23 protein-coding genes and 1 CRISPR repeat array are annotated in these 24,671 nt (G+C 37.7%); of the genes, 14 read left to right on the top strand and 9 right to left on the bottom strand.

Going from position 1 to position 24,671, the window contains the following annotated elements; translation table 11 throughout:
• Nucleotides 1–31: 31 nt before the first annotated feature.
• Nucleotides 32–778: a 16S rRNA (uracil(1498)-N(3))-methyltransferase gene (gene rsmE / locus A9G10_RS10120; RefSeq protein WP_081299182.1), complete on the bottom strand. Its 747-nt coding sequence runs from the start codon at nt 776–778 to the stop codon at nt 32–34.
• Nucleotides 779–869: 91 nt separating this feature from the next.
• Here rsmE and folB point away from each other — a divergent pair, with 91 nt between their 5' ends.
• From folB to A9G10_RS10140, 4 genes are read left to right on the top strand one after another with little or no spacing between them, the layout of a single operon-like run.
• A complete protein-coding gene (folB, locus tag A9G10_RS10125) occupies nt 870–1,238 on the top strand; it encodes a dihydroneopterin aldolase (RefSeq protein WP_065559409.1) in 369 nt (122 codons plus the stop codon).
• 14 nt (nt 1,239–1,252) lie between these two features.
• Nucleotides 1,253–2,251: an MBL fold metallo-hydrolase gene (locus A9G10_RS10130; RefSeq protein ID WP_065559410.1), complete on the top strand. Its 999-nt coding sequence runs from the start codon at nt 1,253–1,255 to the stop codon at nt 2,249–2,251.
• A 57-nt stretch (nt 2,252–2,308) separates the two neighbouring features.
• A complete protein-coding gene (locus A9G10_RS10135; RefSeq protein WP_065559411.1) occupies nt 2,309–2,515 on the top strand; it encodes a hypothetical protein in 207 nt (68 codons plus the stop codon).
• A gap of 2 nt (nt 2,516–2,517) precedes the next feature.
• Nucleotides 2,518–2,946: an EamA family transporter gene (locus tag A9G10_RS10140; protein ID WP_065559412.1), complete on the top strand. Its 429-nt coding sequence runs from the start codon at nt 2,518–2,520 to the stop codon at nt 2,944–2,946.
• Here A9G10_RS10140 and moeA read toward each other — a convergent pair.
• From moeA to rsmI, 3 genes are all read right to left on the bottom strand, one after another.
• Nucleotides 2,938–4,164 (bottom strand): molybdopterin molybdotransferase MoeA, encoded by a 1,227-nt coding sequence (gene moeA / locus A9G10_RS10145; protein ID WP_065559413.1) that lies wholly within the window; start codon nt 4,162–4,164, stop codon nt 2,938–2,940. The genes A9G10_RS10140 and moeA overlap by 9 nt on opposite strands.
• Before the next feature lie 200 nt (nt 4,165–4,364).
• Nucleotides 4,365–5,456 (bottom strand): redox-regulated ATPase YchF, encoded by a 1,092-nt coding sequence (gene ychF / locus A9G10_RS10150; RefSeq protein WP_065559414.1) that lies wholly within the window; start codon nt 5,454–5,456, stop codon nt 4,365–4,367.
• A 195-nt stretch (nt 5,457–5,651) separates the two neighbouring features.
• Nucleotides 5,652–6,476, bottom strand: coding sequence for a 16S rRNA (cytidine(1402)-2'-O)-methyltransferase (gene rsmI / locus A9G10_RS10155; protein WP_065559415.1), 825 nt, complete (start codon nt 6,474–6,476; stop codon nt 5,652–5,654).
• A gap of 396 nt (nt 6,477–6,872) precedes the next feature.
• Here rsmI and A9G10_RS10160 point away from each other — a divergent pair, with 396 nt between their 5' ends.
• The 6 genes from A9G10_RS10160 to A9G10_RS10185 all read left to right on the top strand — a co-directional run bounded on the left by A9G10_RS10160 (nt 6,873) and on the right by A9G10_RS10185 (nt 12,295).
• A complete protein-coding gene (locus tag A9G10_RS10160) occupies nt 6,873–7,904 on the top strand; it encodes a peptidoglycan DD-metalloendopeptidase family protein (RefSeq protein ID WP_065559416.1) in 1,032 nt (343 codons plus the stop codon).
• 117 nt (nt 7,905–8,021) lie between these two features.
• Entirely contained in the window at nt 8,022–8,774 is a 753-nt protein-coding gene (gpmA, locus tag A9G10_RS10165) for a 2,3-diphosphoglycerate-dependent phosphoglycerate mutase (protein WP_065559417.1), read from the top strand.
• Nucleotides 8,775–8,875: 101 nt separating this feature from the next.
• On the top strand, nt 8,876–9,454 hold the full coding sequence (locus tag A9G10_RS10170) for a thymidine kinase (RefSeq protein ID WP_065559418.1): 579 nt from the start codon (nt 8,876–8,878) through the stop codon (nt 9,452–9,454).
• A 179-nt stretch (nt 9,455–9,633) separates the two neighbouring features.
• Entirely contained in the window at nt 9,634–10,842 is a 1,209-nt protein-coding gene (locus tag A9G10_RS10175; RefSeq protein WP_065559419.1) for an aldose 1-epimerase family protein, read from the top strand.
• Between the two features lie 402 nt (nt 10,843–11,244).
• Nucleotides 11,245–11,838 carry a UbiX family flavin prenyltransferase gene (locus tag A9G10_RS10180; RefSeq protein WP_065559420.1) on the top strand — a complete coding sequence of 198 codons (594 nt, stop codon included), beginning with the start codon at nt 11,245–11,247 and terminating at the stop codon, nt 11,836–11,838.
• Between the two features lie 82 nt (nt 11,839–11,920).
• Nucleotides 11,921–12,295, top strand: a complete 375-nt coding sequence (locus tag A9G10_RS10185; protein ID WP_143425997.1) for a hypothetical protein — start codon at nt 11,921–11,923, stop codon at nt 12,293–12,295.
• A 276-nt stretch (nt 12,296–12,571) separates the two neighbouring features.
• Nucleotides 12,572–13,760: direct repeats of the CRISPR family, unit length 29 nt; unit sequence GTGTTCCCTGTATACACAGGGATAAACCG.
• Nucleotides 13,761–13,853: 93 nt separating this feature from the next.
• Here A9G10_RS10185 and allD read toward each other — a convergent pair.
• The 5 genes from allD to allC all read right to left on the bottom strand — a co-directional run bounded on the left by allD (nt 13,854) and on the right by allC (nt 19,322).
• Nucleotides 13,854–14,903 (bottom strand): ureidoglycolate dehydrogenase, encoded by a 1,050-nt coding sequence (gene allD, locus A9G10_RS10190; RefSeq protein WP_065559422.1) that lies wholly within the window; start codon nt 14,901–14,903, stop codon nt 13,854–13,856.
• Between the two features lie 23 nt (nt 14,904–14,926).
• Nucleotides 14,927–15,844: a carbamate kinase gene (locus tag A9G10_RS10195; protein WP_065559423.1), complete on the bottom strand. Its 918-nt coding sequence runs from the start codon at nt 15,842–15,844 to the stop codon at nt 14,927–14,929.
• A 75-nt stretch (nt 15,845–15,919) separates the two neighbouring features.
• A complete protein-coding gene (gene allE, locus A9G10_RS10200) occupies nt 15,920–16,699 on the bottom strand; it encodes a (S)-ureidoglycine aminohydrolase (RefSeq protein WP_065559424.1) in 780 nt (259 codons plus the stop codon).
• Nucleotides 16,700–16,842: 143 nt separating this feature from the next.
• Nucleotides 16,843–18,084, bottom strand: a complete 1,242-nt coding sequence (locus A9G10_RS10205; RefSeq protein ID WP_065559425.1) for an MFS transporter — start codon at nt 18,082–18,084, stop codon at nt 16,843–16,845.
• Between the two features lie 11 nt (nt 18,085–18,095).
• Complete coding sequence (gene allC, locus A9G10_RS10210) at nt 18,096–19,322, bottom strand: allantoate deiminase (RefSeq protein ID WP_143425998.1); 1,227 nt, start codon at nt 19,320–19,322, stop codon at nt 18,096–18,098.
• 532 nt (nt 19,323–19,854) lie between these two features.
• On the opposite strand from allC, the gene fdrA reads away from it, so the two are divergent.
• From fdrA to allS, 4 genes are read left to right on the top strand one after another with little or no spacing between them, the layout of a single operon-like run.
• A complete protein-coding gene (gene fdrA, locus A9G10_RS10215) occupies nt 19,855–21,522 on the top strand; it encodes an acyl-CoA synthetase FdrA (protein WP_065559427.1) in 1,668 nt (555 codons plus the stop codon).
• Between the two features lie 12 nt (nt 21,523–21,534).
• Nucleotides 21,535–22,791, top strand: coding sequence for a DUF1116 domain-containing protein (locus A9G10_RS10220; RefSeq protein ID WP_065559428.1), 1,257 nt, complete (start codon nt 21,535–21,537; stop codon nt 22,789–22,791).
• Between the two features lie 3 nt (nt 22,792–22,794).
• Nucleotides 22,795–23,742, top strand: coding sequence for a DUF2877 domain-containing protein (locus A9G10_RS10225; RefSeq protein ID WP_065559429.1), 948 nt, complete (start codon nt 22,795–22,797; stop codon nt 23,740–23,742).
• Between the two features lie 3 nt (nt 23,743–23,745).
• Entirely contained in the window at nt 23,746–24,669 is a 924-nt protein-coding gene (gene allS, locus A9G10_RS10230) for an HTH-type transcriptional activator AllS (protein WP_065559430.1), read from the top strand.
• The last annotated feature ends 2 nt before the right edge of the window (nt 24,670–24,671 follow it).

Below are 24,671 nucleotides of genomic sequence, written 5' to 3' on the forward strand. Positions count from 1 at the left end.
AACATGATGAATTATGATTTTTTACAATTAATTATCCTAAATCACCAAATTGAACTTGTAATGCTGTTAAGGCTGTCAGCGCTGCTGTTTCGGTTCGTAGTATTCGTGGCCCAAGTAAAATATCGGTAAATTGATACTGATGTGTCATGTTGATTTCGTCATCAGATAATCCCCCTTCAGGCCCTATCAGTAAACTGATATCCGTTTGTTCGGTAGGTAGGTGTTTTACTCCCTGTTTTGCCTTAGGGTGTAAGTTTAATCGTAAACCACTGTTTAAGTTGGCGCACCAATTTTCTAGTTTCATGACAGGATGAATCACGGGAACGATATTACGACCACACTGTTCACAAGCTGAAATCACAATTTTTTGCCACTGATTTACTTTTTTGTCTAATCGTTCTGCATCGAGTTTCACTCCACAACGTTCAGAAAGTAAAGGTGTAATACTGGTTACGCCTAATTCAACAGATTTTTGTATAGTGAACTCCATTTTTTCACCGCGTGATATGACTTGTCCAAGATGAATGTTTAAAGGGGATTCACGGTTGTCTAAAATGGTGGTCGCCGTTTTGACGGTTACCGATTTTTTGTTGATTTCATGTATTGTTGCTGGTGTGATGTGATTAGTACCGTCAAAAAGGATAATATTTTCACCTGTTTTCATTCGTAAAACCCGAATAAGGTGATTAAATGCATTATCATCTAATGTCATGATGCTATTTTCAATAATCGAAACAGGTTGATAGATACGGGTCATAAGTGCTATGGTTAATTTCATTACAATTTAAAATAAATTATAGCGTAATTTGTTGAGATTCGGTAATCTTCTGTTTAAAGTAGATAAACTTAATCTGTATTTAGGGTGAAATATGCGCATAAATAATCATGATCGTGTTTTGATTGAAGGTTTAACTATTTTTACAACTATTGGGGTCTACAGTTGGGAAAAAGACATTAAGCAAAAGCTCATTTTGGATTTAGAGATGGCTTGGAATAATCAACCTGCAGGCAAAAATGATGATGTTTCGCTCTGTTTAGACTATTTTGTGGTTAGTCAGTCTGTTACTTTGTTTGTTGAAAGTCAGCAGTTTGAATTAATTGAAACCGTTGCTGAGCAGGTTGCTGAGCATGTTATGCAAAAATTTTCAGTTGGTCATATTAAAATTAAAGTATCTAAACCCGATGCTATTGCTAATGCTAGTAATGTCGCTGTGTTGATTGAGCGATACGCAAATTAATAAGGGTCGTTTTAATGAGTTATGAACAGAAAAATATCGTTGATCAATCCCACCATGACGGTAAAAAATTTAAAAATCAGGAGCCGTTTAAGCTTACTTTAAGTGATACTTGTCGTTGGTATTTTAATCGGAAGGTTTTCCCCCCACAGGAAGGTTATCTTGGTTTTCATCATCAATGGTGTCAATCTATTGATATGACGTTAGACGATGATAGAATTTGGTGGATAGGGCATTCAACCACGTTGATTCGTCTTAACGGTAAAATGATTTTAACCGACCCTGTTTTTTCTGATCGTGCTTCACCTTTTCAGTTTTTAGGCCCTAAACGCCGTACACCACCCGCACTAAGTATTGAAGAACTTCCTGACATTGATTTTATTGTGATTTCACATAATCATTATGATCATCTTGATTATCATAGCATTCGACAATTAGTGAGTCGTTTTGCAAATGTGGTTATTTTAGTGCCATTAGGTTTAAAAACTAAACTTCAAAAGTGGGGGGCTAAGACGGTTATTGAGCTGGATTGGTGGGGATCGGCGGATATTGATAATCTTACGTTTACTGCAACACCTGCCAAACATTGGAGTAAACGCGGTTTATTTGATGTGAATAAGGTATTGTGGTGCGGTTGGGTGATTCAATCAAATGTGGCTAATGCCAATCAAACAAAAACTCTCTATTTTATGGGCGATACGGCTTATTCATCAGTTTTAAAGCATATTGGTGAATATTTTTCTCATATTGATTTGGCACTTATTCCAATTGGTGCTTATGCGCCTCGTTGGTTTATGCAGTCACAACATATCGATCCTGAACAAGCAGTACAACTTTATGATGAGTTACATTGCCATGCCGCAATGGCAATACATTGGGGAGCATTTGAATTAGCCGATGAACCTTTAGATGAGCCACCAGCTTTATTATCTCAATATCGTGAAGATCGAGCCTTTCATTTGTTAAAAATAGGTGGTAGTCTATCTATTCATCAAACAGATTCTAAAATAGAATAGCGATTATTAATCTTAATAGCTTCGGTAATCATTTCTACATTAACATCGGAGAAAACCATGAAAACAGTACTTGTTACATTGTCTTGTGTGATACTGAGTTTGAGCTTAATTGCTTGTGGTGGTAAGAATGATCACGGTAAACAATATCGTTGGTCAAAAGCGCACGGTGTGTTAGAAGGTTGTGATGGTGTGATGAGTAATTCACAACAATGCCAAAAAAATTCAAATAACCAGCAATATATGATTCAAATAGACAGGAATTAAAGATGAGTGCTTGGCTTATTTATGCCTTGTTGTCTGCCATTTCTGCGGCTTTCGTGGCAATTTTGGGCAAAATTGGTTTACAGCATCTTGATGCGAATACGGCAACTGCAATTCGAGCTATTGTTATGGCGATATTTTTGATTGGCGTGGTGGCAGTTCAAGGTAAATTAAACTTAATTAATACGTTTTTTAATGATAAAAAAGCGTTACTGATTATTGCATTAAGTGGTATTGCCGGTGCATTGTCATGGCTGTTTTATTTTATGGCAATCAAAGACGGTAAAGTGTCGCAAGTTGCCCCTATTGATAAGCTGAGCGTGGTGTTTGCAGTGGTATTTGCTGCTGTTTTATTTGGTGAAAAAATTTCATTTCTGTCAGGCGTAGGGGTTGTGATGATTGCCGCTGGTGCCATTTTAGTGGCACTATTTTAATAAGTCATTAAACAGGGTAACGGTGACAAATTCTCCTTTACTGACGTTTCCACGTTCTTGCTCTAAAATTATAAAACAGTTAGCTTTATTGAAAGATTGGGTAATATGTGAACCTTGTTGACCTGTTGATTTGACTTCTAACTCGCCTTGGTCATTCGGTTGCACTCTACCACGTTGAAAATCTATGCGCCCCACACTTTTTTTCAGATCGGTAACTGTTTTAACTTGAAAAGTTAAATCCTCTGATAGCGTTTGTTGTCCTGCAAGCGTTAAAATTAAAGGTTGAACGAGTTGATAAAATGTCACTACTGTTGAGACAGGATTACCCGGTAATCCACAAAATAGCGCTTTGCCAATTTGTCCAAAGGCAAACGGTTTACCGGGTTTCATGGCTATTTTCCAAAAATTAATTTGTCCTAACTCTTCTAAAGCGGTTTTGGTGTAGTCAGCATCTCCTACCGATACCCCACCACTTGTAATGATTAAATCGGCTTGGGTTGAGGCTGTCATTAAAGCTTGTTTAATTTGGTTGGGATCATCAGGGATAATACCAAGGTCGATCACTTGACAATTCAGTTTTGTTAATAGCTGTTTTAATGTGAAACCATTACTATCATAAATAGCGCCATTGTCAGTTAACGGTTTACCAATTGATGTGAGTTCGTTTCCAGTTGAAAAGATAGCAACGTTCAATTTTCTATATACGCAAACTTGATGAATGCCAAGCGTTGCTAATGTCGATAAAATAGGAATTGATAAGCGTTGACCTTTGGCAACTGTGACTGCATCTTTTTTGATATCTTCACCGATTCGGCGAATATTATCCCCAGCTTTAATATCTTTAAGAAAAGTAATGTGTTGACCGGTCGCTTGAGTATGCTCTTGCATGACAACCGCATCAGCGTCGTTGGGAACAGGTGCACCAGTCATAATTCGTAAACAACTGCCAATTGACCAGTTGAGATCACTGATATCATCACCGGCATAAACAGTCTTTGAAACCGGTAGGGTTCTTGATTTTTCAACATCTGCTAATCTGACAGCATAACCATCCATAGCCGAATTATCAAAACGTGGGACATTAATGGGTGATATAATGGGTAAAGCGGTAATTCGGTCGAGTGCATCATTTAATAATACTGTTTCGTGTTCAAGGGATTTTACGGTGGTGCAGGCTTGCAATATTTTTTGTTTTGCTTGGTCGAAAGTCAGTAACATAGTTTTTCCTTACCTATTTGATGCATCCATTTTATCGATATTATTAATGTTTTATTAATATGTTATTTGCGTTTCAATGGATCGACTCGATGTGTTTTGATTATCGTTTTATGATTCAGGCTTTGGTTTATAGTGTTTTTATCGTTAAACGTTAACGCCACCATGGGTGACGTTAATATATTTCATCATACGTGTTAATATTAGACATTAAATAAAAAGTTCATAATGTCGCCGTCTTGTACAATGTAGTCTTTACCTTCAGAACGCATTTTACCGGCTTCTTTTGCGCCTTGTTCACCGCCGTATTTGATAAAGTCATCAAATGCGATAGTTTGCGCTCGGATAAATCCTTTTTCAAAATCAGTGTGGATTTTTCCAGCCGCTTGCGGTGCTGTATCACCAACGGATATTGTCCATGCCCGTACTTCTTTCACGCCTGCGGTAAAATAGGTTTGTAAATTAAGTAATTTATAACCTGCACGTATGACACGATTTAACCCCGGTTCAGTTAATCCTAGGTCTTGCATAAATTCATCTCGGTCGGCATCATCAAGTTCTGAAAGTTCCGCTTCAATGGCAGCACAGACAGGCACAACGACCGCTTTTTCTGCTTCTGCAATGGCTTTCACTTTATCTAAATAAGGGTTATTTTCAAAACCGTCTTCGTTAACATTAGCAATATACATGGTTGGTTTTAAGGTTAAGAAGCTAAGATATTTTATTGCGTTTAGCTCTTCTTTACTTAAATCCAAGAGTAATAATTTTTTACCTTGTTCTAAGTGGGGTAGACATTTTTCTAGAATTTCAAGTTCAAATTTGGCATCTTTGTCACCGCCTTTTGCTCGTTTTTGTAGACGAGTCATAGCTCGTTCACACGCTTCAAGGTCAGCTAACGCTAGCTCGGTGTTGATAATTTCAATATCTTCGGCAGGGTCAATTTTACCTGCTACGTGAATGATGTTTTCATTTTCAAAGCATCGTACAACATGACCAATTGCTTCGGTTTCACGGATATTTGCTAAAAACTGGTTTCCAAGTCCTTCACCTTTTGATGCACCTTTCACTAATCCAGCAATATCTACAAATTCCATTGTGGTGGGTAAAGTGCGTTGTGGTTTGACAATTTCAGCAAGCTGATCGAGACGAGGATCGGGCATTGGCACTACACCAGTGTTTGGCTCGATTGTACAAAACGGAAAGTTAGCCGCTTCAATGCCTGCTTTAGTTAGTGCGTTAAAAAGTGTTGACTTACCAACATTTGGTAGTCCGACGATCCCACATTTGAATCCCATACTGTTTGTTACCTTTTATCATTAAATTGCTTAAAAATAGTGGCTAATTATATACTAAATCGCACTATTTGTGCTAATGTTCTTATCGATGTTTTACTGTCTAATCTTATTCGAGTTTAACGCTTATCTTACTATGTAGCTTGTAAGTTTGTTTTAGCTTAATGACTATTTGCTATTAATTTGTTGATGCTTTCATTATTCAAAATTCAATCCAATTTGATAAAGTTGGTTCTTTTTAAGTCCGTATATTTCGGCGGTGATGGCTGCCGCTTTTTTTAATGGAAGCTCTTTGGTTAATAACTTTAATGTGTGAATGACATTAGGATCGATATCCGTGTCAGTTTTAGTATGACCTTCAACAATTAAAACAAATTCCCCTTTTTGACGGGCAATATCTTCATTTAGCCAACTAATTAATTGATTAACCGGATAACTGACTATCGTTTCCCATGTTTTCGTTAGCTCTTTGGCTAATACGATTTGTTTGTCTGCGCCAAATACAGTTTGCATATCATGCAAGGTATCGAGTAAACGATGTGTTGATTCATAAAATATCATCGTTCGTGTTTCATTCACCAGTGTCATTAAATAGTCCTGACGAGCTTTACTTTTAGCGGGTAAAAAACCTTCATAGCTGAATTTATCAGACGGTAGTCCAGCAACCGATAAGGCAGCAATCGCTGCGCAAGCGCCAGGAATAGGAACGACGTTAATCTCATTTTCACGGCAAGCTTTCACTAAATGATAGCCTGGATCATTAATTAAGGGGGTTCCTGCATCAGATATTAATGCTATCGATACGCCAGACTTGAGCTTTTCAATTAATAGTTGGGATTTTTCTTGCTCGTTGTGATCGTGCAGTGCAAAAAGTTTGGCTTTGATTCCCAAATGTTGCAACAGTAATCCACTGTGGCGAGTGTCTTCGGCAGCAACTAAATCAACCTTTTTAAGGATCTCAATTGCGCGAAGCGTGATATCATTTAAGTTTCCAATTGGGGTGGCTACAATATATAAAGTCATTAGATTTGGTCACATTTTAATTTTGAAAAAAATACCACAAATATACTATACGAAAACCTATTTTATTGTATATACTCATTGCGTTCAAAAGAATTTCAGTTTTTATCATTTTATACCCATTGTAAAATTGCATTTTGAATATTTAATCTTAGTTGATAAGCAAGTTTTCTTGTTGATTCTCTAATGGTATAGTGGTGTTAAATTCTTGTCAGAAAGGGCATTCATTTTTATACAGCTTATTAGATATATGGCGTGGGTTTGTCTTAAATTAAGCACTCACCATCATTTTTCGACCATGATCAAATTAGCATGAATATTTTAAAGATAATAGCTTTTTACGGTAAAAACGTTAAAATGTATAATCATGGGCAATTTCTACCAAAATAAGATTAACGAATGAAAGGTATTAAAGTGAAAAAAATTCTCACATTAAGTAGTTTAAGTTTGCTGATTGCTGCGTGTACTCAAACAAACCCTGCTACAATTGTAGATATTTCAGATTCTTCCGAGAGTTCAAATCCGTCTGTTTATAGCCGACCACCGACAAATATTTCGACGGGTAACAGAATATCGAACTCTACTTATCCTAAATCGTCCTCAAGCTCAAGTTCAACCGTGCAATCTTCTAGCTCGTCTGGTCAAAGCGTTGCAGCAACGAATGAACGTATTGTGTATAATCGTAATTATGATGATATTCCTAAAGGTGGCTATAAGGGGGATACTTATACTGTTAAGCGTGGTGACACCCTATTTTATATTGCTTGGGTAACGGGTAACGATTATCGTTCATTAGCCGCAAAAAATAATATTAAAGAACCCTTCGCTGTTAATGTTGGTCAAGTTTTAGATGTCAGTTTTGGAACAACGGTTGTTGAAACTAAAAATAATGTTACCCAAAATGTTGTGACGATCAAAGATAATTCAAATGGTACTTCATCAAACCGTTCATCTGATCAAGGCAGCACCATTCAATCTGTTCAAAGTAATACTATTACATCTGTTCCAAGTAATCCTACATCATCTGATCAAGGTCGTGCTAATGTAGGGAGCACAACAGCCACGGTTGCTAATATTTCTTGGCAATGGCCAGCTAATGGCAAGATTATTGAAAAGTTTTCTAACGCAAGTAAAGGGATTGATATTTCAGGATCGTTAGGTGATAAAGTTGTCGCTGCGGCTGATGGTCGAGTGGTTTATTCAGGTAATGCGTTACCGGGATACGGTAATTTAATTATTGTTAAACATAATGATGATTATTTAACAGCTTATGCGCATAATCAGTCAATCTTAGTTAAGGAACAACAAACAGTTCGAGCCGGTGAGCAAATTGCGACAATGGGCGCAACAGGAACTTCATCAGTTAGACTGCATTTTGAGATTCGTTATAAAGCGCAATCCGTTGATCCTACAAAATATTTACCAAAATAATGTGTGTAGTTTAAAGACGTTTATTGATATAAAATAGCGACATATGATTAAAATAAGGTGTTGCTATTGATAACAAGATACATCAAATTTATCTTACGTAACAAAGGAGTTATATTCATGGCAGTAAAAAAATTAGTTCTTATTCGACATGGAGAAAGTGTTTGGAATCAAGAAAACCGTTTTTGTGGTTGGACTGATGTTGATTTATCTGATAAAGGTAATAAAGAAGCAGCAGAAGCAGGTCAATTACTTAAAAAAGAAGGTTTCGAATTTGATTATGCATATACTTCAGTGTTAAAACGTGCTATTCACACATTATGGCATGTTTTAGATGAAGTCGATCAAGCATGGTTGCCTGTTGAAAAAAGTTGGAAATTAAATGAACGTCACTATGGTGCACTTCAAGGTTTAAATAAAGCAGAAACTGCTGCTAAATATGGCGATGAGCAAGTAAAATTATGGCGTCGTGGTTTTGCAATCACACCACCTGCTTTAGAAAAATCAGATGAGCGTTTTCCTGGACATGATTCACGTTACAGCAAATTACCTGAATCAGAATTACCATTAACTGAAAGCTTAGCATTAACAATTAAACGTGTTCTTCCTTACTGGGAATCAACGATTGCACCACGTGTAGCAAGAGGCGAGCGTGTTATTATTGCAGCTCATGGTAATTCTTTACGTGCTTTAGTTAAACATTTAGATAATATCAGTGATGATGATATTATTGATCTTAACATCCCAACGGGTGTGCCTTTAGTATATGAATTTGATGACAACATGAAAGTGATCAAACATTACTATTTAGGTAATGCTGATGAAATTGCCGCCAAACAAGCAGCTGTTGCAAATCAAGGCAAAGCAAAATAGTTTTTATTTCATTATAATGATAAAAGGTAGGTTTGATAACTTACCTTTTTTATTTTCTAAATTATTCTTGTTCTCTATTAATTTTATTTTGAGGCCTTATTTTGTCGAAAATTTATTATATTTATGCCGTAATGAATGCGGGTAAATCAACGGAATTACTACAAATCGACCATAATTATTTAAGTAATAATATGCAAACATTGCTACTTAAATCGTCTGTCGATACGCGCGATTCTGCCGTTGAAATTGTATCACGTTTAGGATTACGCAAAAAAGCGCTACAGCTTGATGATAATAGTGTTGATGAGATAATTGAATTAATTAAGCAAAATGATTATGCCTGTATACTGATCGACGAAAGTCAGTTTTTATCCCGAAATACCATTTGGAAATTATCCGACGTTTGTGATGAATATGGCGTGCCGATGATGTTTTTTGGATTAAAAACAGATTATATGGGACATCTTTTTGAAGGCTCAAAAACCTTACTTGAAATCGCAGATAATTTTAGAGAGCTTAAAACCGTTTGTTGGTGTGGAAAAAAAGCAACGATGAATTTGCTAGAAGGTAAAGATGGTAAGATTGTTAAGTTTGGTAATTCGATTCATTTAGGTGATAGTGAATTTCATTCTGTTTGCCGTAAACATTGGAAAGCAGGACAGGTTAGACCCAATCGTTGATTGTTGTTAAATAAAATCATTTCATTATAACTAATAGGATTATTGATGTTTTTTTCTGTTTAAAAAATGTGAATAATCTCTCATTTTTGATATTTTCTTTTTGTTGATTTATCTCGTTTTATGCCATATTGACTGAAGCGATTCAGTTTAGTTGTTTTAATAAATTATGAGGAATTAACATGAAAGTTAAAATCATTTCACTTGCAGTATTAGCATGCTTTACAACCATGACAGCTAATGCTAAAGAGTTTGTGCTAATCGATACCGAGAAAGATGTAGCAAAAGGAAATTGGTCTATCTCCAATAAAGATTTAGGGATAAATGCCGAAAAATTTTTTATTGCAAATACTGTACTTAAAGGTGGCAAACAAGAGGGAAGCGAGTTATTAACAATCAACAGTAATGATTTTACCATAAAATTGAGTCCGACTCGTGGACTGGGCATTATTTCAGTTGTTGGTGACGGTATTCGAATGGGGTGGGATTCACCAGTTGACGAAATTGTTCACCCGAAATTTATAAATCTTGAAAGCCGTGCCGGTCTTGGTTGGTTAGATGGTTTTAACGAAATGATGGTTCGTTGTGGTTATGAATGGACAGGTCATGCAGTGCAAGCAGACGGAATGATGTATACATTGCATGGGCGAGCTCAAAACACCCCAGTTTCAAAATTAGTCGTCGAAATTTTAGATAAAGCACCTTACACAATCACGGTTAAAGGTTTAATAAAAGAAAACACATTCAAAAAGAGCAATCTTGAAACATGGGCATCAATAAGTTACATACCAGGAAGTAAAGAGTTTACAGTACATGATGTTGTGACCAATAAAGGTGATTACACAAAAGATTATCAAATCATTTATCATAGCAATTACGGCACACCAATTTTGGAAGAAGGTGCCCAATTTGTTGCGCCAGTCCGAGAAATCTCGCCATTTAACGATTATGCTAAAGATGGGTTGAAAACATGGCAAACTTATCTAGGGCCAACCAAAGGTTTTGACGAAATGGTATTTAACGTTTATCCCTATGCCGATGCTAATGGTAATACGCAAGTGATGTTAACGAATAAAGCAGGGGATAAAGGCACGGGTATTGCTTTTAATACAAAAGAACTTCCTGTACTTTCTTTGTGGAAAAATACCGATACACTTAAGCAAGGTTATGTTACTGGTTTAGAACCGGGAACCAGTTTTGCCTATCCTGTTACGATTGAACGTGAACAAAAACGGGTACGCCAGTTAGAACCGGGACAAAGTACTGAATTTACGTTAACTTATAGTCTGTTATCTGGTAAAGATGCTGTCGCCAAATATGCTCAGCAAATTCAAGCAATTCAAGGTAATCAAGAAACCAAAGTGGTTGAACAGCCAATGGCTAAGGAATAACTGAAAGTATACTACGCCTAAGCCAATTAAATTAGGCGTAGTTAGCGCATTTTATTACATCTCATCTATAATGTTGTCTTTGTGTCGCTAATATTCAAATTCTTAAATTTGATGTAATATCGTTTTATTAAATAAATTTATTTTTTGTTCTCAATTTATTTATAAGCTTCCCCTTGCTTGAAAGCTAAATTCGATATAGGTATGATGTATTATGATAAATCTATCATAATCGATCTTTTTAGTTTGATCGCTTTTTTGTTCAATTAGCTATCAATGATAAGTGATAAGATTTACTTATGCATAATGGCTCAGTTTATCGAATGAAAAAATTGGAATCATCTTATTTTGAACATATCAATGTCAACGGATATTGTTTGTAGTCAAAATACTATAGGAATTAACATGACAGCAAAGCGTATCATTATAGGAATCAGTGGCGCAACGGGGTTTGCTTATGGCATAAAAGCATTAACACTTTTAAAACCATTAGATATTGAAACTCATCTGGTTATCTCTAAAGCTGCCCACATGACCTGTTCTTACGAAGTTCCCAATATGAGCATCAAACAGATAGAGGCGTTAGCCGACAAGGTTTATTCTATTAATAATATTGGGGCAGCAATAGCAAGTGGTTCTTATAAAACAATGGGCATGTTAATTGCACCGTGCTCAATGCGTAGTTTGTCTGCAATTGCTAACAGTTTATCGGATAATTTGCTAACTCGAGCTGCCGATGTAGTTTTAAAAGAACGTCGCCGTCTAGTCTTAATGGTACGTGAAGCACCTTTACATTTAGGACATATTAAAAATATGGAGTCTGTCACTTTAATGGGGGGAGTGATATTTCCTCCTGTGCCAGCACTGTATCAACGTATTGATAGTATTGATGATATGATAACCCATAGTGTAGCCAGAGCGTTAGACCTGTTTGATATCGATATTCCTGCATTACCTCGTTGGGGGGAAGATATGCATTTAAACAACACACCATCTTAATCGAGTTTAACTTTCATTAAATATGTTGCCCAATAAAAAAATCCTTGAATTTATTAATAAACACCATGTGTTATCACTCAGTATGATTCTGCCTGATCATCAACTTTGGGCGTGTAATGCTTTTTATGTTTTTAATGAAGATTCCATGTGTCTTTATATCCTTTCTGACGTGAAAACAATTCATGGTAATGCGATGTTAACTCATTCACACGTGGCGGGTACAATAAGCATTGCACCAAAGACTGTTGCAAAAATACAAGGTATTCAATTTCAAGCCATCGCATCACGACTAGCGGATCACGATGCCACCCAAGCTTATTCACACTATTATCGAAAATTTCCTTTTGCCAGAATGATTAAAGCGCCAATTTGGTCACTTAAATTACAACGAATTAAAATGACCAATAACTTAATGGGATTTGCACATAAAACTCATTGGGTTAGGACAGTGGAATAAATAATGAGTAAGTTTTTTAGTAAAATCCGCTTAGTCCAATAGAGCTAATTAACATAACGATTCGTTATGCAATGATCTAAAATAGCGTCGGTACATAAGCGCATGGCAAGTATAAATATTGCACAAATTCTTTTGCTGATATTGCTTAATAAATTGATAATATTATAAATTTTGTCAAACTCCAGCAGAATCTCAATCGCTTAAAAAAACAGCAAAAAAGTTGGTAGAATTTTACACCTTCCTATTTTAATTAATAAACAATAGGTTATAATTAGAGTGTTCCCTGTATACACAGGGATAAACCGGCCATCATTAACGATCCATTTTTATTTAAAATGTGTTCCCTGTATACACAGGGATAAACCGAGTCCCCTTAACCTCTTTATCATGTGGTGATTGTGTTCCCTGTATACACAGGGATAAACCGATCCCCGTAAAACCTGATGATTGCCATTTCGTGTGTTCCCTGTATACACAGGGATAAACCGCCAACGTAAGAGGATTATCGCTCAACAGCAACGTGTTCCCTGTATACACAGGGATAAACCGTGCGAACATCTCTGACATTATAATACTCCCACGTGTTCCCTGTATACACAGGGATAAACCGGCTTTAAATGATCCATCAGCGACAACGACATCGTGTTCCCTGTATACACAGGGATAAACCGGTGTTTGCCTAACGCAGATAATGCATTACTAAGTGTTCCCTGTATACACAGGGATAAACCGCTCTATATCGACGTTCTCCCATAATTATAATGGTGTTCCCTGTATACACAGGGATAAACCGATAAACTGGTTTTGGTTGTTCTGCGAGAGATTGTGTTCCCTGTATACACAGGGATAAACCGATTAATACGCGAATGGGTAAAACCTAAGGGCGGTGTTCCCTGTATACACAGGGATAAACCGTCTGGCCGTCGCCGTATTCGGCAAATCTGGTGGTGTTCCCTGTATACACAGGGATAAACCGATTTTATAAAAATCTTGTATTTTTCTTTGCTCGTGTTCCCTGTATACACAGGGATAAACCGGCAACAATGAGATGCCTAACCAAGGCTATTTCCGTGTTCCCTGTATACACAGGGATAAACCGAATTCTAATCTTTCGCTGGTTTATCCCTATAAGTGTTCCCTGTATACACAGGGATAAACCGGCGACGAGATAGACGGCTCGAAAGTGTGGGATGTGTTCCCTGTATACACAGGGATAAACCGTCGAATCTGAGGGGGTCGAAACTATGGATATTGTGTTCCCTGTATACACAGGGATAAACCGACGATCTGGTGCAACAATGTTACCGGTATTTGGTGTTCCCTGTATACACAGGGATAAACCGCCAAATAATGGCTGATTGATTTTAAAATTTGTGTGTTCCCTGTATACACAGGGGTAAACCGTAGTTTGTCAGTGTGCAAATCCTGTCCTTAGAGTGTTCCCTGTATACACAGGGATACACCGTTAATAAAATCAATTAATTCTTTAATTAACTATTTTTATGCAACAATAAAAGGTTATTTTTAGCTTGTAATCACTCTTAATGATCAACCCTTTTTATTCTGCAAATTTATTTTTGTGATCGTAACGATCATAGTGAACATCATCGCTAATCAAATATTGATAAATATCATCCACAATTTCGATCCCATTTTTAATATAATCTGCTTCCCGTTTTTTTCCTCTTTCACCGGGGAAGAATACTTCACTATTGCCTTTTGCAGGTTTTACCTGTTTCAATTGATCTAACATCGCAGACATGCTTTTTTTGAATACTTCAAGCCCAACAAAGTATTCCGGGTTAATGACAATATGTAAATGCCCTAGATCACGTCCTTTGGATAAATCGGCATACATCGAAGACACGTTTTTACCAAATGGTAAACCAAGCAATATTCCAGATAACACATCAACCATCATCATTAATCCATATCCTTTTGCATCTGCAATAGGTAATAATGCATTGACTTTATAAGGATCGGTAGTGGCTTCACCATGCTCATCAACAGCCCAAGTAGGGGGGATTGCTGCACCTTTAGAGCGAGCATACAATACTTTACCCCAAGCTTGTACAGTCGTTGCCATATCAAATGATACTACTCTTTCATCAGCAGAAGGGGCGGCAAAGGCGATAGGATTAGTGCCAAAAAATTCTTCGGCACCGCCAAAAGGTACCGCCATCGGATCAGATTGACACATTGAGATAGCAACAAGATTATGAGCGGCTGCCATTTCGGTAAAATAACATAATGAACCACTGTGTGACATGCGTCGAATACCGACAACGGCAACGCCATTTTTTTTGGCTAGTTCAATCGCTTTATCCATACCAATTTTTGCGCCAACCAAACCACATCCATTATCAAAATCGAGAATCGCACTAGCTGGCCCGGTTTCTTTATAGGTCATATTGGGATTTGTGGTCATGCCACCTTTGGCTATCCGCTCAGAATAGTATTCAACTCTTACCGCTCCATGTGAGTGTATTCCCCTTGCATCAGCAAAAGCTAGCGCATCGGCAGCAATATCAGCATGTTCTTTGCTTAATCCTGCTTTATGTAGTTTTTTCGCAATTAAATTATGTAATTTTTTTCGGTCTACTCTCATGTTTGTACTCCTCTGAATGGATTCTATTTATCCATGGAATGGTTTTTTATTACGGTACCTTTTTGACCTTTTAATAAGGATTCAATATCTGTAGGGGTACCGATATAAGCTGTATTCCCTGTTTTTTCGACAAATTCAATGACGGATTTGACTTTAGGGCCAATGGCACCATCATCGATAGCAAGCGGTTTTAGGCGTTCAGTATCAACATGACCAAGTGCTTTTTGTTGTGGTGTCCCCCAGTTTTCATAAACGGCATCAGCATCGGTTAATATCATTAGGTGATCAGCTTGTAGCTGTATGGCTAATTGCGCAGCAGACAGATCTTTATCAATGACCGCTTCCACTCCTTGGTAGCCATGGTCAATGCTGATAACAGGAATACCACCACCCCCATTACAGATCACGATAGTATTGTCATTCAGCAATTTTTGAATGGTTGCAATTTCCAAAATTTTTTTGGGGTTAGGGGAGGGGACTACCCGTCGAATGTATTGACCGTCTTGTTTAAGTATCCAACCATATTGTTGTTTGAGTTGATTTTGTTGTTCGGGGGGATAGACAGGCCCTATAAATTTTGTCGGGTGAGTAAACGAAGGATCACATTTATCAACTTCCACTTGCGTAAGTAACGTGACGACATGGGTAACATTAGGTTGTTGCTGTAAACTTTGACCTATCATATACCCTAACATGCCTTGAGTTTGCGCAACTAATATATCAAGCGGATAAGCCGATACCTTTGAATAAGCTGCATTTTGCAAGGCTAAAAGTCCCACTTGCGGACCATTACCATGTACAATGACTAATCGATATTTACCTGCTAATTTAGCAATTAATTTGGTTGTAGAATGAATATTTTGATATTGATTTTCAACCGATAAAGGTTCATTTCGTTTGGCAATTGCATTACCACCTAAAGCAATGACAATCAGTTCCATATGGTTTCCTTGATAATTTGTTAAATTTAACGGATTTATCCGTTTTTAAGTTTACGTTGTCTAATTATTGATTGATTAGATGGCAACGTCTCGATGACAATCTTTAGAATAGATATAACTTAAAGGCAATTTACCAACGGCATAGCAGGCTTGTAAGGCATATGCACCCATAAAAATATAGTCATCTTTTTTAACGGGGATCCATTCATTATCGAGTAAATACATTCCTTCACCACTTAGCAGATAAGCGCCATGTTCTTGGACATGGGTTTCGATGTAACCATGACTGGCGCCAGGATTAAATGTTAAAATATGAAAATTCATGTCAAACCCCAGTTCTTTAGGCAATAAGTCTTGAATAGAGACGTTATCCATATTTTCATAATTTAAGCTTTCTAACTGATCAACGTGATTGGAAATAATGCGAGTTTGATAATCTGCTAAAGGGATATAATGTCTTTTGTAGAGAAATAATCGTGAACTTTCGGCATGATTGTGTAGATATAATTTTACCCCAGCAGGACAATATAAATAGCCACCTGTCTTTAATCTAAAGGATTGACTATCTGCGGTGGCGGTAATATCTCCACTAAGGACATAGACAAAAAGTTCAATCCCTTCACTGCCAAAACCTTGTACATTTTTTCCGTCTTGATGCATGGTGACAAGATAATCTACGAAGGATGCACCTAACTTAGGTGTCGATAAGATAGTGATATCACAATTTTCGAATCCCGGAATGACATTTTTGACTAATCCATCTGGCGGAATAAGCGCATAATTTTGGCGTTTGATAATGGCTCTGGAAGCCAGCAAATCTTTTGGATAACCAGTATTATGGTTGAAGTACCCCATATTTATCTCCTTGAAAAATAATCATCTTATACTTTGCTGCTCGTTTTTTTTAGGGTAAAAGGCAACTAGCCTGTAAAACAGCATCGTTTTAAATTAATTTAGTTATTGCCGACTACCGTAATGGATCGGCAATGATTGATTTGTTAATTGGTGATATGTTTACGCATGTTGATCAGGAAAAAAAGCAGCGTAGCGATAATTAAAATGCCAATTGCCACGTAAAATCCTGTCATTTTTGTTCCGGTCAGATCAGCTAAGTAACCGGTTAAAGGTGGTGCAATTACCGATGAACTCATACCAAAAAAGTTAAATACCCCAAACGAAGTGCCATAATTTGTTTTCGGTGCTGTATCAGCCACGTGTGAGATGAGGATAGGCTCTACCGCCAATTTACCAAACAGTCCATAAAAAATCAGTCCACCTAGCAATAACGTGATGGTTGTCGCTTGTACGGTCGTTAACAGGGTCGCTGCTGCAATTAACTCAAGTACGATAATGAAAAATAGCCGTTTATTTTGATATTTATCTGATATTTTACTGATGATTAACGCCCCAGGTATGGCTGCAAAGGCAACCAAAGACGATGCAGATCCAATGTTTCCCCCCGTAAAGTCACGCTCGGTTTCGAGAAAGTTAGGTAACCAACTGACTATCATGTAATACCCATAGCAAGTTGCAAAATACATAATGTAAGAAGCCACCATTTGACTACTAAAAAATCGGTGTTTAGCGTTTGGTTCGTCAGCGGATGTGACCGCTTCTTTTACTGGCGATGATTGATTTTGTTTTTGTTTTGGCGTTTCCTTAATAATCAGGGCAAACCCTGCTACTAAACAAAGTAATAAGGCTGCAATGATATATAGCATATACTCCCAAGGCATTCCCCATGATTTGACCAAAAAGCTGGTGGCAAGCAGACTGATTCCCATTCCTAATGCTGAGCCGGTATTAATAATGGCAGAAGCAAAACCGCGATGTTCCGAAGGAATGTTTTCCGCAGAAAGCGACCAAGCTGATCCATAATAAGAGCCACATCCTAATCCAGCCAATAAGCTACCGACATAAATCATCATAATTGAATGTGCATTACCAATGATTAATGCTGCTATGGTAAAGAGTAAAAATCCCGGAATCACCACGGCTTTTTTACCAAATCGATCGACAAGAATGCCTGCCGGAATTTGCATTGCGGTGTAAGCAAAAAAATAGCAACTTGCAATAAGTCCAAGTTCCGTATTGGATTGAGGGCCTATAGTTTGTTGAACTTCAGGAAAGATAGCGGTTAACACAGGGCGATAGATCCACATCACTGTCCAACCCAGACATAATAATACGACGATTTTATGCCAATATTGAATACCGCCTGTTTTTTCTGTCGTAGTCATATTGATTCCTCTTACTCTTGATAAGCTAGTTTATATAAGGCATAAGTGAGCGCTTTAATACCTTCAACTAAATCTTCGGTTTTGGTATCTTCGGCAATATTGTGACTGATGCCTTTTATACTCGGCACAAATAGCATGGCTGTTGGAACACGAGGTGCGAAAATCTGTGAGTCATGACCTGCACCGCTGTGCATTACCCGATAACTTAATCCTTCTTGATCACAAATTTCTTCTAGCAGATGAATTAATTTAGTGTCCATAGGAATGGGATCTTCATCCATCCAGCGATTGATTTCGATCTCAAGATCAAGTTGTTTGGCGATACGAATCATATCCGCTTCAATCTCTTCGGTGAAGGCGACGAGTTCCGCTTTATTGGTATGTCGACAATCCATCGTGAATAGCACTTCACCCGGCACGACGTTCACAACATTCGGTTTAGGTTCAACATGCCCAAAAGTCAGGACTAAGGGAGCACCCACTTTAATGGCTTTATTAATTGATTGATAACAGATTTGACTAAAGGCATAAACTGCATCTTTACGATAACCCATTGGTGTTGTGCCGGCATGGTTAGCTTCGCCAATTAAGCGGATGTTATAACGGCGCTGACCAACTATACTTGTCACCACACCGATACTTTTTTGTTCTTTTTCAAGCACGCCACCTTGTTCGATATGAATTTCTAGAAAAGCTTTAATGTCGTTGCGTGCAGGCTGAGTTTTGAAAGTAAATCCACATGCTTTCATGGCATCAACAAATTTGATTCCGTTACTATCTTCAATGTCATTAACATCACGATGATCGGCAATGGCAAACACATTTTTACTTCCCCAAAAAACATACGGAAAACGGCTACCTTCTTCTTCTGCCATTGAGATAAGCTCTAGTGTTCGTAACGGTTGACCATAGTGTTGATGTAAGTATTGCATGGCAAGTAACGCAGCAATAATACCAAGTTGCCCGTCAAGTTTGCCACCGTTAAAAACGGTATCAACATGCGACCCAGACATAATGACTTCATCCGGATATTTGCTACCTTTGAATCGTCCATAAAGATTGCCTATTTCATCAAAGTCGCTTTCCATACCGATTTGTGTCATTCTGTCTTTTAAGGCATTTTGGGCTGCCAGCCATTCTGGTGTATATAGCAGTCGGGTGGTTCCGCCTTGCTCAAGCCCGCCAAAACTTGATATCCATTTAACTGCATTAGCCACATCATCATACAAGATATTCATAAGCATTTACCTGTCATTAACCATTCGTTTAGAAAAATTGCTTTAACTCTTTTTAACTTCTCGTTTTTAATTAGGTTTTTAAATATGGAACAGATTCGATAATTGTTTATTTGCCGTTTAGACTATCTATTAATAGCAGAGAATAATGTGATCAAACTAACTATTTTAGATTTATAAAATTTAATTAAATTAATGGGTTATTATTATAAAAAATTTTTTAATAATAATTTATCTTCATGATTATATTCATGTTTATTTAATGATGTAGATGATTGTTTTGTGACTTATGACCTATTTATTCCGCTTTTTTTACGTAATATATAAATATAGTCTGATAGTTAGATTTAATAGGTTAACGCAATATTGTTGTTGTAAAACAGATTCAAAGCGGATAGTAGGGGATGACTGAGTAGGATAATTTATCGCGTCAATGAAAATGTCTTTTAACATCTAGCAAGCGCATATCTATTTATTTCCAATTACCATTACAGCATCTATTACAATAATTTAATAACTGAGAGGTCCAATTCTCATGATTCAATCTTTCATAAAAAAAGGTAGTTTTCAGGATTCTGTTAGCCTCATGTTGATATCTAAAAAGCTGAGTAACCTTGAAGAAGTCGATGAAGTTTCCGTTATGATGGGAACACCAGCCAATAAATCATTGCTTGTCGCCACGGGGTTTTGGAGTGATACTTTCAATCAAGCAACGCCCAATGATATCTGTGTAGCAATTAAAACGCATGATGATGCTACCGATGCCATAGATTTAATTCGTTCACAACTTGAAGAGGCTTTAAAAAATATTGCTCAGCAACAGCAAGGGGGCAGTAAATTACTAAAAGCAAGGCGTTTGGCAACCGCTAATCGAAAACTGCCTGATGCTAATTTGGTGCTTATTTCAATTGCCGGTGAATATGCAGCTGAATTGGCAGAACAAGCGTTAGATGAAAATAAAAATGTCATGATATTTTCCGATAATGTGTCGCTTGAAGATGAAATCCGTCTGAAAAATAGCGCAGCAGCAAAAGATCTTATTGTCATGGGGCCGGATTGTGGAACGGCAATCATAGCCGGGGCGCCATTGGCATTTTCTAACGTGATACCCAAGGGTAACATTGGGGTGATTGGGGCATCGGGAACCGGCATTCAAGAAGTGATTTCACAAATTGCATTACTCAATCAGGGAATTACACAAGCAATTGGACTTGGCGGACGTGATTTATCGCAAGCAGTAGGGGGGATTAGCGCATTAACTGCATTAACTATGCTAGCGGCTGACAAGCAAACTCAAGTCATTACTTTTATTTCTAAACCGCCAGCAGAAAGTGTCCGTATAAAAGTGATTAATGCAATGAAGCAAATAGCTAAACCTATTGTAGCGCTCTTTTTAGGTTCCCGTATTGATAAACGGCAAGATGATAATATCTTTTTTGCCAGCACGTTAGATGAAGCAGCTAGATTAGCTTGTTTATTAGCCAAAGTTGAAAGTGCGATGAACACGTTGCCTAATGTGGCTCATCAAACCATTATGGGATTATATACCGGTGGTACATTAGCATCGGAAGCCGCAATGTTACTGGCTAATCAACTCAATCTTTTGCTCAGTGATAACCACGATAAAGGCATTATGTTCGATCAACAAGGTCATAAAATTATCGATCTGGGCGATGACTTTTATACCGTTGGACGCCCACATCCCATGATTGACCTATCCATACGTGAACATGCTATAGCACAATTGGGCGAGCAAACAGGCGTGGGGGTATTGTTGCTTGATCTGGTCATCGGCTATGGTGCAAATGCGAATCCTGCTGAATCAATAATCTCAGGTTACAACAAGGCTATCGCTAAACGATCTTCTCATCGTCCATTAATTGCTATTGCCACGGTGACAGGATCTGAATCCGATCCACAATGTCGTAGCAAACAAATTGCAGCACTTCAATCGGCAGGTATTACCGTAATGGATAATTTACCCGAAGCCATTTTATTAGCCACAAAATTAATTACGCCAGTAAATAAAATTGATTGCTTAAAACCTTACCCTTTACTTGATCATATCAGTGTGATTAATGCCGGTTTGCGGAGTTTTGCAGAAGATCTGCAATCATCAAATATTCCTGTGGTGCATTATCAATGGGCACCCTTAGCTGGTGGCAATCAAAAATTAGCGGCTATTTTGAAAAAATTAAACTAAGAGGTTGTGACAATGAATTCATCAATTAATGAAGCGAATCAGGCCATTATTGAAATAATTAAAGCGGCAAGACCGCATTGGGTTGGTGTTATTGCAGCCAAAGAAGCTATCCCAACTTTGGCACAAGGCTACAAATTATTACATGCAGGCCCACCGATAATATGGCAGGACATGACCGGACCAATGCAAGGTGCCTGTATTGGTGCATGTTTATTTGAAGGCTGGGCGCAAAATGAAGAACAGGCACTAGCTTTGCTAGCAACAGGTAAAGTGGAATTTATACCTTGTCATTCGGTTCATGCTGTTGGCCCCATGGGTGGCATTACTTCGGCAAATATGCCTGTTGTTGTGGTTGAAAATATTACTCATGGCAACCGAGCTTACTGTAATTTGAATGAAGGTATTGGAAAAGTCATGCGTTTTGGTGCCTATGGGCAAGAGGTGTTAAATCGTCATCACTGGATGAAAACGTCATTAGCACCGGCACTTAACGAGGCATTAAAATTATTTGAAAAAGGAATCGACTTAACCGCATTGATGGCTCAAGCCATTTCAATGGGTGATGAGTTTCATCAACGAAATATTGCTGCATCGGCATTATTACTTCGAACCTTATCACCTAAATTAGCTCTGCTTAATCGTAGTAAAGAGGAAATGGCGAAAATTTTTGATTTTTTAAGTGTCACCGACCAATTCTTTTTGAATTTAGCCATGGCATATTGTAAATCAGTTATGGATAGCGCAGCACAGATCCAAGCCGGCACTATTATTACGGCGATGACACGTAATGGTAAAGATTTTGGCATTAAAGTCAGTGGACTGGGTGATGAATGGTTTACTGCACCTGTTAATACACCACAAGGACTTTTCTTTACCGGATACTCCCAAAAGGATGCTAACCCCGATATTGGTGATAGTGCGATAACTGAAACATTTGGTATTGGCGGGGCGGCAATGGTTGCTGCACCAGGGGTAACCCGTTTTGTTGGTGCAGGTGGCGCGGATGTTGCATATGAAGTATCAGAAGAGATGAGCGAAATCTTTTTAGAACATAATATGCAACTACAAATACCGTCTTGGAACTTTCAAGGATGTTGTATGGGATTAGATTTGCGTCTGATTGTAGAAACCGGTATTACGCCCTTAATTAATACAGGTATTGCCCACAAACAAGCAGGCGTGGGTCAAATTGGTGCAGGAACGGTGCGTGCGCCGTTAGCCTGTTTTGAAAAAGCGCTTGAGGCATTAGCGATAAAATTGAAAGTGTAATTTATGAATCAGGAACTTGCAGATTGTTATAGTACCGATAAACAAGGTGAAAATCAGCAATGGCTCTCACCATTCTCTGCCGATTTTAATCGGCAGGGACTTTGCCATACATCAAAACAATCTATAAAGCCATTGCTTAAAAGTGCCCATGTGCCGGTTGTTGTGAGTGATTTATCCCTATTTAGTCTGCATGAACATACTATTAATTTGATTAACAATGCAAAGCAGCTTATCACTTTACACCGTTATGGGCATGGTTTGTCGCCAATGGGTTGGGTACTAAAAAGTGCTCAGTTTGATTTAATCAAACATACGCTAACTCAACGTCATAAACCAATCGAACAATTAGCAACGGGTGACTTAATTATCGGACAAATTCAAATTAGTACGAAAACACATATCTGCTCTTTGCAATTACTTCCTTACTCGATTATCAATTATGATAAAAATGGCGTTGCTCAATTATTCAAGCAGATCAATAATCCTACAGGATTGTTTGGCGAGTTAAGACAAAATATAACTGAAAAAAGGGCGCCTGAATTGTGCCAGTTTTGTGACAAAATTGACGCATTATTAAATGGATATTCTGATGATATTACCCCTTTTATTGGTCTAGGAGCAGGATTAACCCCCAGCTTTGATGATATTTTGATTGGCATTATTGCAGTACTATTAAGTGATCAGCGTTTTTATCGCCGATGTAACTTGTTACAACGTGCCATACTTAAGCTTGATCTGGATTCTTTAACGACAACTATTAGTGCGACTTTTTTACGTCATGCCCTGCAAGGAAGATTTTCATTACAAGTACTGCAAGTTTTAACCGCACTCAATCAACAAAAATATCAACATCGATCTTTGGCTCAGATATCAAATTATGGTCATACTTCAGGGGCTGATCTGTTGCTTGGTATTTGGCTTGGTATTGATCGTTTTGTCATAAGGGATTGAAGTATGTTAGATACAGAAACCATGCGCACATTTACTAAAGTTGTCGAGTGTAACAGTTTTTCTAAAGCTGCGAAGTTATTATATAAAACCCCAGCCGCAATTAGCTATCGAATAAAATCATTAGAAGCTGAACTTAACACTCAGCTATTTGAACGAACCACTCGAACCGTTTCACTTACGCTTGCCGGTCAACACCTTTATGAGCACTGTAGTCAGTGGTTATTATGGTTAAATTCAATGCCCGAAGAGTTACAACAAATTCGTGATGGCGTTGAACGTAGAGTCAATTTAACCATTAATAACCTATTATATGACAGCGACGCCATTACTGACCTACTTGATTATCTACTGGAAAAATTTCCTTTTACCCATTTTACGATTAATCGCCAAGTTTATATGGGGGTGTGGGATTCACTGTTACATGGAGAATGTCATCTTGCTATTGGAGCAACAGGAACGGAATCACTGGATAATATGATTAATATCTTTCCATTAGGCGAAATAACTTGGGCATTTGTAGCTGCTAAGCATCATCCTATCACTCGTATAGATAGCCCTTTATCAAATGATGCCCTGCGTAAATATCCTGCAATCAATGTTGAAGACACCTCTATTCACATGAATAAACGTGTGGCGTGGTTATTGCCAAGTCAGACCGAAATTATCGTACCGGATATTTCAACTAAATTGGCTTGTCATTTAAAAGGGCTTGGTATTGGATTTCTGCCTCGCTCTTTGTGTCAATCCTATTTGGACACGGGAGAATTAATTGAATGCAAAGTGATTAATGAACGCAAACCCTCACCACTTTCGTTAGCATGGAAAAAATCGAATATGGGTAAAGTGATGAATGAAATCGTCAATTTGTTTAAATATCATCATCCTATTGCGCTTCGTTTTTTAAAAAATATCGATAAAAAAAGGTAATC

The sequence above is a fragment of the Gilliamella sp. wkB308 genome (assembly GCF_001690185.1).
GTDB lineage: Bacteria > Pseudomonadota > Gammaproteobacteria > Enterobacterales > Orbaceae > Gilliamella > Gilliamella apicola_I.

What these genes read in the sequence shown, in the direction of transcription:
- A9G10_RS10135 (WP_065559411.1), top strand. Translation starts at nt 2,309, where the DNA reads ATGAAAACAGTACTTGTTACATTGTCTTGTGTGATACTGAGTTTGAGC.
- A9G10_RS10195 (WP_065559423.1), bottom strand. Translation starts at nt 15,844, where the DNA reads ATGGAACTGATTGTCATTGCTTTAGGTGGTAATGCAATTGCCAAACGA.
- A9G10_RS10220 (WP_065559428.1), top strand. Translation starts at nt 21,535, where the DNA reads ATGAATTCATCAATTAATGAAGCGAATCAGGCCATTATTGAAATAATT.
- gpmA (WP_065559417.1), top strand. Translation starts at nt 8,022, where the DNA reads ATGGCAGTAAAAAAATTAGTTCTTATTCGACATGGAGAAAGTGTTTGG.
- allE (WP_065559424.1), bottom strand. Translation starts at nt 16,699, where the DNA reads ATGGGGTACTTCAACCATAATACTGGTTATCCAAAAGATTTGCTGGCT.
- A9G10_RS10185 (WP_143425997.1), top strand. Translation starts at nt 11,921, where the DNA reads ATGATTCTGCCTGATCATCAACTTTGGGCGTGTAATGCTTTTTATGTT.
- A9G10_RS10205 (WP_065559425.1), bottom strand. Translation starts at nt 18,084, where the DNA reads ATGACTACGACAGAAAAAACAGGCGGTATTCAATATTGGCATAAAATC.
- A9G10_RS10225 (WP_065559429.1), top strand. Translation starts at nt 22,795, where the DNA reads ATGAATCAGGAACTTGCAGATTGTTATAGTACCGATAAACAAGGTGAA.
- A9G10_RS10160 (WP_065559416.1), top strand. Translation starts at nt 6,873, where the DNA reads ATGAAAGGTATTAAAGTGAAAAAAATTCTCACATTAAGTAGTTTAAGT.
- folB (WP_065559409.1), top strand. Translation starts at nt 870, where the DNA reads ATGCGCATAAATAATCATGATCGTGTTTTGATTGAAGGTTTAACTATT.
- rsmE (WP_081299182.1), bottom strand. Translation starts at nt 778, where the DNA reads ATGAAATTAACCATAGCACTTATGACCCGTATCTATCAACCTGTTTCG.
- A9G10_RS10140 (WP_065559412.1), top strand. Translation starts at nt 2,518, where the DNA reads ATGAGTGCTTGGCTTATTTATGCCTTGTTGTCTGCCATTTCTGCGGCT.
- ychF (WP_065559414.1), bottom strand. Translation starts at nt 5,456, where the DNA reads ATGGGATTCAAATGTGGGATCGTCGGACTACCAAATGTTGGTAAGTCA.
- allS (WP_065559430.1), top strand. Translation starts at nt 23,746, where the DNA reads ATGTTAGATACAGAAACCATGCGCACATTTACTAAAGTTGTCGAGTGT.
- A9G10_RS10180 (WP_065559420.1), top strand. Translation starts at nt 11,245, where the DNA reads ATGACAGCAAAGCGTATCATTATAGGAATCAGTGGCGCAACGGGGTTT.
- fdrA (WP_065559427.1), top strand. Translation starts at nt 19,855, where the DNA reads ATGATTCAATCTTTCATAAAAAAAGGTAGTTTTCAGGATTCTGTTAGC.
- allC (WP_143425998.1), bottom strand. Translation starts at nt 19,322, where the DNA reads ATGAATATCTTGTATGATGATGTGGCTAATGCAGTTAAATGGATATCA.
- rsmI (WP_065559415.1), bottom strand. Translation starts at nt 6,476, where the DNA reads ATGACTTTATATATTGTAGCCACCCCAATTGGAAACTTAAATGATATC.
- A9G10_RS10175 (WP_065559419.1), top strand. Translation starts at nt 9,634, where the DNA reads ATGAAAGTTAAAATCATTTCACTTGCAGTATTAGCATGCTTTACAACC.
- A9G10_RS10130 (WP_065559410.1), top strand. Translation starts at nt 1,253, where the DNA reads ATGAGTTATGAACAGAAAAATATCGTTGATCAATCCCACCATGACGGT.
- moeA (WP_065559413.1), bottom strand. Translation starts at nt 4,164, where the DNA reads ATGTTACTGACTTTCGACCAAGCAAAACAAAAAATATTGCAAGCCTGC.
- allD (WP_065559422.1), bottom strand. Translation starts at nt 14,903, where the DNA reads ATGAGAGTAGACCGAAAAAAATTACATAATTTAATTGCGAAAAAACTA.